General features: G+C 73.8%; 2 protein-coding genes. Both read left to right on the top strand.

Going from position 1 to position 3,265, the window contains the following annotated elements; genetic code table 11:
- The coding region (locus ACXAHD_RS31705; RefSeq protein ID WP_475055093.1) for an SCO7613 C-terminal domain-containing membrane protein at positions 1-1,793 on the top strand (1,793 nt) is incomplete at its 5' end.
- 179 nt (positions 1,794-1,972) lie between these two features.
- Complete coding sequence (locus ACXAHD_RS31700) at positions 1,973-2,998, top strand: fatty acid desaturase family protein (protein WP_281553527.1); 1,026 nt, start codon at positions 1,973-1,975, stop codon at positions 2,996-2,998.
- Positions 2,999-3,265 lie beyond the last annotated feature (267 nt).

Here is a 3,265-nt window from a genome sequence, read left to right as displayed (position 1 = left end):
TCGTGTTGGGGGGGTTAGGAAATTTGGAGAAGAGACAGGCCCCGATCGGCGGCCTCGGCGTCGCCGTCGCGGTCGCCGGTTGGCCGGCGCTCGTCGCGCTCGCCGTGCACACCCTCGACCCGTCGGCGGGCTGGCCGGCCCGCGCCGGGGCAGCCGCCGCCATCGGGCTACCGGTCGCGCTGGTCGCGGTCCGCCGCTGGTGGCCTGGATACCTCTGGTACGCCGGGGCGGCGCTGCCGGTCACCGTCGTCGCCACCCTCGTCGCTCCGGCCGTCGGCGCCGTGCCGTACGTGCCGGGGGAGTCCACCGGCGGGTACGTCGCCGCGGCGGCGCTGTTGCTGGTTACCGCCGCGGCCCTCGTCCCCCGTGGCGTGCTGCGACTGCTGCTGACCGGCGTCGCCGCCGGGCTGGTGCTGCCGGCGGCGGTCAGCACCCTGCCGGTACTGGCGTCGCTGCTGCTCACCCCGTACCGCTGGCTGGACGCCAGCTGGGCCGGCGTACCGGCCGGGACCGGACTCAGCCCGGCGCTGCCGGTGCCGGTCCCCGCCGCCGGGGCGGTCACCCTGGCCGTGCTCGCCGCCACCACCGTGGCAGCCGTCGCGGGGTACCGGGCGCGGTACGCGGTGCTGGCCGGCGGACCGGTCGCGCTGGTCGCCCTGCTGGCCGCCCTGGCCAGCGCCGGTACGCCGTGGCCGGTGGTGCCGGCAATCAGCCTCGCCGCCGGACTCGCCGGGCTGGTGGTCGCCGCCCGGTCCACCGCCGCACCGCAGGTGGCGGTCACCCTGCTGGTCGGTGCCCCGCTGGCCGGGGCCGGGTTGGCCGGACTGCTGCCCACCCGGGTCAGCACCCTGACCGCGCTGGCCGCCGTGGTGGCGTGCGCTGCCGGAATCGGCGCGGCGGGTCGCCGTACCCCGGTGCGGGTTGCTGCCGGGGTCGTCGCTGTGGTCGCCGGCAATGTTCTCGCCGCGACCGCCGTGCACGCCGCCGACCTGCCGGTCCGGGTCGGCGGGTACGCGGTCCTCGCCGTCGCCGCGCTGGCCATGGCGGTCGGCGCGGTGCTGACCCTCCGGTCGGCCGCCGGGGGCGTACGGGGGCGGGCCGAGTCGATCGGCGTCGAAGTAGCCGGGCACGCCGCCGCCGGCGTGGCTGTGCTGATGACGGTCGGCTCGGCCCGGTACGCCGCCGGGGTATGCACCCTGTGGGGCGTCGTGCTGGGTGCCCGGGCACTGCTGGCAACCGTCCACCCGGTGCCGCTGCGGCCAGGCGAACGGCAGGCGGTGCCGCACCGGCCGTGGGTGCTGGTCATGACGGCCCTGGCCAGCGAGATCGTCGCCTGGTGGCTGCTGCTGACCAGCGAGCAGGTGGCGCTGGCCGAGGCGTACACGCTGCCGGTGGCCCTGGCCGCGCTCGGCGTCGGCTGGCTGACCCTGCGTGCCCAGCCGCAGCGGTCAAGCTGGCTCGGGTACGCCCCCGGCCTGGCCGCCGCCCTGCTGCCCAGCCTCGGCTCGGTGCTGGTCGCCGACGGTCAGCCGGTGCGCCGGCTGCTGCTCGGGGCCGGGGCGGTGGCGGCGGTGCTGCTCGGTGCGGCGTACCGCCGGCAGGCCCCAGTCATGATCGGCGGTGCGGTGCTGGCGGTCCTCGCGGTGCGGGAACTCGTCGCCGTCTGGGACCTGCTGCCCCGGTGGAGCTTCCTGGCTGTCGGCGGCCTGGCGTTGATCACTCTGGCGGTCACCTACGAACGCCGTCGCCGGGATCTGCGCAGATTGCGTACTGTTGTCGGCCGGATGACCTGACCGGGAGGGGGCTAGCGTCACCCGGGTTCCGGGGGGAGACAGGATTACCCCACGCGGCGGATCCCCGCAGACTGGAGACGTCGCCGGTCCTCGCCAGCACCTCGCACCGCCAGTACCCCTGCACCACCACCCCCGAATCGCCGGCCCCGACAGGCCGGGACAGCCACGGAAGGCATTCGATGACTGCTGCCGCACCCACCCTTACCAGCCCTCGCCCGCGGGGCAGCGACTACGCCGACCTGTCGCGGCGGGTGAGTCAGGCCGGGCTGCTGGACCGCCGACCCGCCTGGTACGCCGCCCGGATCGTGCTGACCGTCGGGGCCTACCTGGCCGGCTGGGCGGTGCTGTTGGCCGGCGGGGACAGCTGGTGGCAGCTGCTGACCGCCGTCGGGTTGGCGATCGCCGCCACCCAGGTCGCGTTCCTCGGCCACGACGCCGGACACCGGCAGATGTTCCGTACCCGGCGGGCCAGTGAGACCGCCGGCCTGCTGCTCGGCAATCTCGGGGTCGGGCTCGGCTACGGATGGTGGATGGACAAGCACACCCGGCACCACGCCAACCCGAACCACGTCGACGACGACCCGGACGTCGGAGCCGGGGCGCTGGTCTGGACCGAGGAACAGGCCGTCGCGACCCAGGGCTTCGGCCGTTGGCTGGCCCGCCGGCAGGCGTACCTGTTCTTCCCGCTGCTGCTGCTCGAAGGCCTGGCGTTGCGGGTGGCGAGCGTCCAAGCGGTTATCAACGGCCCGGTGAAGCGGCGCGTCGTGGAGGGGCTGCTGCTGGCGGTGCACACCGCCGCGTACCTCGGGATCGTCTTCGCGGTGTTGTCGCCGGTGCGGGCGGTGGCCTTCATCGTGCTGCACCAGGCGCTATGGGGTCTCTACATGGGGTGCGCGTTCGCGCCGAACCACAAGGGGATGCCGATGTTCGGCCCGGACGACGACCTGGACTTCCTGCGCAAGCAGGTGCTGACCTCCCGCAACGTGCGCGGCGGCTGGTTCGTCGATGTACTGCTCGGTGGGCTCAACTACCAGATCGAGCACCACCTGTTCCCCAGCATGCCGCGGCCGCATCTGCGGTACGCCCAACCGATCGTGCGCGGCTACTGCCAGGAACGCGACCTGCCGTACACCGAGGCCGGGCTGATCGACTCGTACGCCGAGGCGCTGCGCCACCTGCACTCCGTCGGCCAGCCGCTGCGCTGACCCACCCGGCTGCCGCCGCTGACCCACCCGGCTGCCGCCGCTGACCCACCCGGCTGCCGCCGCACTCATGATCACTTGACGAGAATTCGGTTTGCTGCCGGCGTGTCGCCCAGCTCAGCATCAAGTGATCATCATGACTGCCGGGTAGCAAGCGCGGGGCCACCCCCATGGGTGGGACCACCCCCCCAACCGGAATCCCTCCCCCCCCGTCTTCCTTCTCTTCCCGTTTTCCCCCTCTCCCCACCTGTTTCGCCATCAAACAAATCC

The organism is Micromonospora sp. ABR4_055 (assembly GCF_056160425.1).
The sequence above is the reverse complement of the archived record's forward strand: the minus strand, read 5'-3'. Positions and strand labels throughout refer to the sequence as shown.

Excerpts from the sequence above, each read along its gene's own strand:
- ACXAHD_RS31700 (WP_281553527.1), top strand. The coding sequence starts at position 1,973 with ATGACTGCTGCCGCACCCACCCTTACCAGCCCTCGCCCGCGGGGCAGC.